7 protein-coding genes are annotated in these 6974 nt (G+C 37.3%); 5 read left to right on the top strand and 2 right to left on the bottom strand.

The genetic code is table 11. The features are described 5' to 3' along the window. The 3 genes from ACIQZ6_RS03025 to hisS all read left to right on the top strand — a co-directional run. A partial coding sequence (locus ACIQZ6_RS03025) for a S1/P1 nuclease (RefSeq protein ID WP_395808076.1) occupies nt 1-667 on the top strand: 667 nt, incomplete at its 5' end. Nucleotides 668-686: 19 nt separating this feature from the next. Continuing rightward, nucleotides 687-1130 carry a low molecular weight protein-tyrosine-phosphatase gene (locus ACIQZ6_RS03020; RefSeq protein ID WP_395808074.1) on the top strand — a complete coding sequence of 148 codons (444 nt, stop codon included), beginning with the start codon at nt 687-689 and terminating at the stop codon, nt 1128-1130. A gap of 28 nt (nt 1131-1158) precedes the next feature. Then, complete coding sequence (hisS, locus tag ACIQZ6_RS03015; RefSeq protein ID WP_395808072.1) at nt 1159-2547, top strand: histidine--tRNA ligase; 1389 nt, start codon at nt 1159-1161, stop codon at nt 2545-2547. Between the two features lie 157 nt (nt 2548-2704). Here hisS and ACIQZ6_RS03010 read toward each other — a convergent pair whose 3' ends face one another. Beyond that, nucleotides 2705-2890, bottom strand: coding sequence for a hypothetical protein (locus ACIQZ6_RS03010; protein ID WP_395808070.1), 186 nt, complete (start codon nt 2888-2890; stop codon nt 2705-2707). Nucleotides 2891-3021: 131 nt separating this feature from the next. Between ACIQZ6_RS03010 and ACIQZ6_RS03005 the strand changes: the two genes are divergently transcribed. Both ACIQZ6_RS03005 and ACIQZ6_RS03000 read left to right on the top strand, forming a co-directional pair. Beyond that, nucleotides 3022-3468 (top strand): ubiquinol-cytochrome c reductase iron-sulfur subunit, encoded by a 447-nt coding sequence (locus ACIQZ6_RS03005; protein WP_395808068.1) that lies wholly within the window; start codon nt 3022-3024, stop codon nt 3466-3468. A gap of 100 nt (nt 3469-3568) precedes the next feature. Continuing rightward, the gene (locus ACIQZ6_RS03000) at nt 3569-4120 is read left to right on the top strand and encodes a YceI family protein (RefSeq protein WP_395808066.1); all 552 of its coding nucleotides are present in this window, start codon (nt 3569-3571) and stop codon (nt 4118-4120) included. A gap of 826 nt (nt 4121-4946) precedes the next feature. On the opposite strand, the gene ACIQZ6_RS02995 is transcribed toward ACIQZ6_RS03000, so the two are convergent. Further along, nucleotides 4947-6857 carry a CocE/NonD family hydrolase gene (locus ACIQZ6_RS02995; protein WP_395808065.1) on the bottom strand — a complete coding sequence of 637 codons (1911 nt, stop codon included), beginning with the start codon at nt 6855-6857 and terminating at the stop codon, nt 4947-4949. Between the last annotated feature and the right edge of the window lie 117 nt (nt 6858-6974).

Below are 6974 nucleotides of genomic sequence, written 5' to 3'. Positions count from 1 at the left end.
AGCAAAAGGCGAAATAAAAAATATTCTTGGAACAGAATCTATGGCTATGGCCAGCAATTGGGCCGACTTTATAAAATCAGAACCTGCGTATAATTATTTAGGTAACTGGCATTATATTAATCTTCCGGCCGGATTAAAATCTGAGCAATTAGAATATGCTTTAAAGCAGGACACAGTTACCGATGCCTATACCAAAATACTTTTTTTGAGTTCAGAACTAAAAAACAAATCTCTTGCTCAAGATAAAAAAGTTATGTACCTCAAAATACTGATCCATCTGGTTGGAGATATTCATCAGCCCATGCACACCGGTAGGCTTGAAGATCTAGGAGGAAATAAAATACAATTAACCTGGTTTGGCCAAAACACAAACTTGCATCGGGTTTGGGATAGTGATCTAATTGAATCACAGGACTTGAGTTATACTGAATATACCAACTCCATAAATTTCATTGATAAATACAAGTTACAATCTCTTCAGTTAGAAGGCCCTGCACAATGGATCACTGATTCCTATAAAATAAGTGAAAGCTTGTATTCAAAGGTAAAATCTGGCGATAAACTCAGCTATAGATATATATACGACAACCTGGAAACCGCCAATCAACAATTACTGAAAGGTGGGATTCATCTTGCCGCATTACTAAACAATATTTTCATAAATTAAAGCTAAGCGGCTACTATCCATGAAGATTTTAATGGTTTGTTTAGGTAATATCTGCCGATCTCCGCTTGCTCATGGTGTTTTAGAACACTTAGTCAAAGAAAGAAATTTAAACTGGAAGATCGATTCGGCAGGAACAGGCAACTGGCATATCGGTGAAAAACCCGATAGGCGCTCAATTGCTGTGGCTCAAAAATATGGAGTAGATATTACAAATCAATCATGCAGACAGTTTGATATCAGTGACTTTGAACGATATGATCATATTCTGACGATGGATCAAAACAATCTTTCGGATGTAATTTCTTTAGCCACTAATGATGCAGATTTTGGAAAGGTTCGCTTATTTTTAAAGAACGGTATCGTACCTGATCCCTATCATGATGATAGTCAGTTTGAGCCGGTTTATCTCATGATCGAAGAACGATGCAAAGAGATCATAGAGGAATTCGGTTCTAATCGTTAAGATTCTAGTCTTTTTGTACATTTGACCTATGGCAGTGATCAAACCATCTATTCCAAAAGGTACCCGTGATTTTTCCGCATCCGAAATGGTGAAGCGTAATCATATTTTTAATACCATAAGTTCGGTATTTAAAAAATATGGCTATCAAGAGATTCAAACTCCTGCAATGGAAAATCTCAGCACCCTGACCGGAAAATATGGCGATGAAGGAGATAAACTAATTTTTAAGGTTTTAAATTCGGGAGATTATCTTTCAAATATCCCTGCCAATAAGCTTGAGAGCCGCAACTCACAACTCCTGATTTCTGAAATTAGTGAAAAAGCATTAAGGTATGACCTTACCGTTCCATTTGCACGCTATGTAGTCATGCACAGGAATGAGATCTCATTTCCATTCAAAAGATTCCAAATTCAGCCAGTTTGGCGGGCCGATCGTCCACAAAAAGGAAGATACCGTGAATTTTATCAATGCGATGCCGATGTGGTAGGATCTGAAAGTTTAATTAATGAAGCAGAATTTGTACTGATATATCAGGAGGCATTAACTAAACTCGGACTGAAAGATTTTACAATCAAGATCAATAACCGCAAAATATTATCCGGCATAGCCGAGATCATCGGTAAACCTGAACTGATTATTGATATGACGGTCGCAATTGATAAGCTAGACAAAATCGGCTTTGATGGGGTGACCAAAGAACTGATTGAACGCGGTTTTACATCATCAGATATCCAAACACTTAACCCAATCATCAACCTGAGCGGATCAAATGAAGAAAAGCTGAATAACCTTCGTTCAGTACTTGCTTCATCTGAAATTGGTTTGAAAGGAATTTCTGAAATTGAGACTATATTTTGTTACCTCGATAAGTTCTCAATACTTAATACTCAATACTCAATACTCAATTTAGAACTTGATATTACACTTGCCCGAGGATTAAACTATTATACCGGAGCTATATTTGAGGTTAAAACCAATGAAGTAGCTATGGGTAGCATTGGAGGAGGTGGCCGCTACGACGACCTAACCGGCATGTTTGGCCTGAGCGATTTAACCGGTGTAGGCATATCATTTGGAGCCGACCGTATTTATGATGTACTAGAGGAGCTAAAACTCTTTCCTCAGAGCACATCAGAAAGCACCAAGGTTCTGATCAGTAATTTCGATGAAAAGGCAGAAAAATATGCGCTTCCATTACTGCAAACTTTAAGAGAAAAAGGAATTAGTGCAGAGATCTATCCATCAGCAGCAAAGCTTAAAAAACAAATGACCTATGCAGATGATAAAAACATCCCATTCGTAATACTTATAGGAAGCGATGAGATGGAAACAGGACTCTTATCACTAAAAAATATGAAAAGCGGAGAGCAACAAAAATTAACTTCAGAAGAGATTGCCTCTTTATTATTAGCTTAAACCACTAAATTTTTGTTTCAGCTCTAGGATATTTTGAAATAGTATAAGTCAACGTATTAAAAATTTCTCGCCAAAACCCTGATAACCTCTTCAGGAATATCAAGATGTAGAATATACCCAGATTTTTCAAATTCAGCCAGTCTTGAATCAAGCATTTTCAGTTATAATTTGCAGGTTGAATATCCATATAGGCCATTAAAGCATCCTGCCCTTCAGCACGCATCGAAAAAAAGTTTAGTGGATAAAGATATTCTACATTTTCAAGTGTAATTGATAAAGATTGCTTTTGCTCTGCAAATGCAGCTACAGAAAAAAACAAAAGGAAAACACATATTTGTTTCATTTTATATATTTTAGTTTATAAACGGATACAATTTTTAGTGCAGACAAACCAATTACAGTTTAATAACGTATACTAAGAAAAATAGATTCTAGTTGAAACTAACACAATTAAAAAATTAAAACTAACTAATTATGGAACGCAAAGATTTTCTAGCTGCCTTAGGTTTAGGTGCAGGCTCACTAGTAATCACATCATGCCTTGGAGCATGTGGTAAAAGTGACTCAGCTACACCAACAACAAGCAATCCAACAAGTCCGGCAATAGGTACAAAAGTTGATTTTACATTAAATGTAAGTACCAATACTGATATCAGTACAAAAGGCTGGACAATCATGAATAATGTTATTATTGCAAAAAATGGGTCAAACTACATCGCACTTTCTAGTGGTTGTACGCACCAGGGCAATCCGGTAATTTATAATTCGGCAGATAACACATTCCCTTGTTCACTTACTGATGCCGCGCATGGATCAGTTTTCGATTCAAATGGAACGAGAACTAAAGGTCCTGCCTCATCTAATTTAAAAAAATATAGTACTACATTATCTGGAAGCACGCTGAGAGTATTTGAAGCCTGATCGTATTATCAACAGGCATTCAGTTAAAACTATCAGTAATACTAACTGAAGAATTACCAGTTCAATAATTTTTTCATTTGAGAAAAAAGAAGGCTAATCCATGAAACAATTTATAGTATTATCTGCTTTTTTAGTGATAAGCCTTTGTGCATCGGCACAGAACCAACTTTATAGTATAAAGGCTAGTGAGATCAGTTTTTTCTCAAAAGGCCCAATTGTGGATATTGAAGCAAAGAATACCAAAACAAGTTCAGTAATTAATGCTGACAATCGTGAACTGCTTGTTCGTATTCCAATAGCTCAATTTCAATTCAAAAATAAATTAATGCAACAGCATTTTAATGAAAACTACCTAGAAAGCGAGAAGTTTCCATTTGCTACATTCAAGGGTACAATAAATGAATTAATCAACTTTAGTAAGTCAGGAACTTATAACCTCAGTGCAAGCGGAATACTGAATATTCATGGAATCGATCAAGAAAGAACCATTAAAGGGAAGCTTATTATAGATGAGAATAACTTAAACTTGCAAGGCAGATTTGATGTAATGCTCACTGATCACAAAATCGATATTCCTAAACTTTTTTTTAAGAAAATTGCTGAAAAAATAGCCGTCACTGCTAGCTTCAATTACATCACCAATAAAAATTAACCAAGCGGTGGACACTGGTCGGCTAAATATAATGTCTGGATAGCATCGCGCTTTAAAAAAAATTAATTAAAATTTAAAGCAAATGTCATCCCGAAACCTGCCCTTTAGCAGTTGAGGGACCTTCGTAGTTTTTAGTACAATTTTGCTTTCGTAGCAGCTAAGTTCCTTCACTTTGTTCAGGATGACACGTGCACAGCGCTTTAAAAAAATAAATTACAGCATAATTAACTTTCCTTAAGCTTGGTGGTACCCACCAAGTATTTATAATTTCTTCCCGCTCATAGCCGCGGGGGCCTTACCTTTTTCTGTAGGAAAAAAGTACCAAGCCGAGGCGGTACGACGAGACCATGAGGGCCTTTAAAAAACAATAAACTACACCGAATAAATCCCACCGCTGCGCCTGCTGCTATGAAAGGTTCTGCGAGGGCTGGGTCTGTAATTGCCGCACCAGTCAATGCGGAAGAACGGTTATTAAAGGTCTGTGCGAGCGTGGCGGAGAAAAAAAATGTGCTTTACTTTCATATTACTAGTAACGCTATCCAGATTTTCAAATGAAGCATTTAATGCAGATTCAAAAGATGAAACCGCCTTTTGAAATGTTTTTTTGTTTGATTTGTCCTGCAAAATCGTACAAGCCGCCAAACAAATATGCGTGTATTTATTGCAAGCCCTTAGAAGTGCCAACCTCAATATTGTCAATAAAAGAACTTTCAAACAGGGCATAAGCTTTTGTCTAGCTTATCTGTTCTTAATAATGGGATAATTACCAGACATAAAAAAACCAGACAGGTATAGTCTGGTTTTTTTATAAAAAGCTCTTTGTTAATTATTTTTCATCCAAAGGACGAACCGTAGGAAGTACAATACTACTCAAGCGCACTCCACCATGATGTATAGTTTGTTGTGCTATCCGAACCCGGTCGCTACTACCAAAAGGATCTCCGGTATTTGGATTTCGGTCAAACTGTGGGAAATTACTTGAAGTTATATCAATACGAATGCGATGTCCTGGCTTAAATACATTAGCAGTTCCTGTTAATTCGATATCATATTCATACACCTGATTCGGCGTCAATAATTTGATTTTATCCAAACCTTCGCGGAATCTGGCTCTTAAAATACCTTCTGAGATAGGCATTGCTGCACCATCAGGTGAAACGTCTACCAATTTGATCATCCAATCTGTATCAGGACCATCTGTTGCGGCAAATAATTTCATTTTTACAGGCCCTGCAATAGTAATAGGAGTTTTTAGGAATTCAGATGTGTAAACCAACACATCCTGCCTGCGCTCAAGTGGCCTTTGATCATAAGGCCCTGCCTGAGTTGGGGTACCACAGCAATTATTTCCACCTAAGGTCATAACCGGCATTTTCGGGTCATAGGTATACTTGTCTGCAGCTGCAGATTTTGGAGCTTCAAAACTCAATGTTCCATTACCGCGAGAAGAATTGGCATTTCCGCCGCTACTCAAGTAAAGATTTTTATAAACGGTTCCAGGAATAGGATAATCTTTTTCACTGCGCCATTTGTTGATGCCCATGTAAAACAATTGAACTGGATCTTCAAGATCTAAGCCATTTTTGATCCCTTTCAAATGGAAATCATAAAATTGAAGCTCTCTTTCAAACATTTTCATGTTTGCAGAAGCACCAAAATCAACCGTACCAAATGCCTGAGATGGACCATGACCCCATGGACCAATAATCATTCGTGCACCAGCACGCGCTGCAGGGGTAGCAGCTTTGTTTTTCATTCCGATATAACCGTTTATCGTACCCATTAAAAAAATGTCAAACCAGCCACCATACGTATGAGCAGGAACATTCATTTTTGAGAAATTCTCTTCATCACTAATCGATTTCCAATAATCGTCATAACTCTCATGGTTGATCCAATCTCGGTAATGTTTTACCGCATAACCTGAAGCTTTTAAGTCGCCATCCTTTAATGGAAGATGCCAAAGAATACTTTCATATTTCAGCTCTTCAGGAGTATACGCTTCAGTATGCCAATATTGAGGAAGCATGATTCGGTTTGGCATACGAACTACACCCCAACCAAAATTAAAACTTAAACGAAAAGCCCCGCCCATGGTTAACCAGTTAGCATAAATATTTGTAGAAGCTACACCAGGAAACGCTGCAACCAAATGCGGAGGCGTAGCACTCATGGCAGCCCATTGATTATGACCTAAATAACTGCCACCCTGAGTAGCTACTTTTCCGTTTGAAAACGATTGTGCAGCCGCCCACTCAATTACATCGTAACCATCTTTTGATTCGTCGCGAAATGGATCCCATTGGCCTTCACTTTCATAACGGCCTCTGATATCAGCAAACACAACAGCATATCCTTGTTGTGCAAATCTGATTTTATCTTGGTGGCCACCATCACGCTGTACACCATAACAGGTACGAACCACAATGGTTGGATATTTTCCGGGTTTTGCTGGCAAATAAACATCCGCGTATAACTTAACCCCATCTCTAAGTACAATGGTTTTATAACGCTCAATGCGGATCTCATTATTTTCTGGTCTTCTGAGTAACTCTGGGATATTAGAATTAGTTCCTAATTTATTGGCGCGCAATAAATCTGATTGATCAGACATTTGTTCTGCAGAAGCAAAGGCCAAAAACTGATTTCCTGAATCTTTTACCAGGTTAGTTTGACTCTGAACAGAGATCCCGCAAACGAGCAATAAGTTCAGCAGCAAAAATTTTATGTTTTTCATGTTTTTATAGTTAAAACGCCTAATAAAGATGTGAAATTATTTTTATTATTTCAATGATTAAATGTATTAAATAAGATTTTATCAATAAATAAAATCCCCAAATTTTAAGAAAATTTG

Source organism: Daejeonella sp., assembly GCF_044348475.1.
Taxonomy (GTDB): Bacteria; Bacteroidota; Bacteroidia; order Sphingobacteriales; family Sphingobacteriaceae; genus Daejeonella.
Note: the sequence above shows the minus strand (reverse complement) of the source record. Positions and strands in the feature narration are given on the sequence as shown.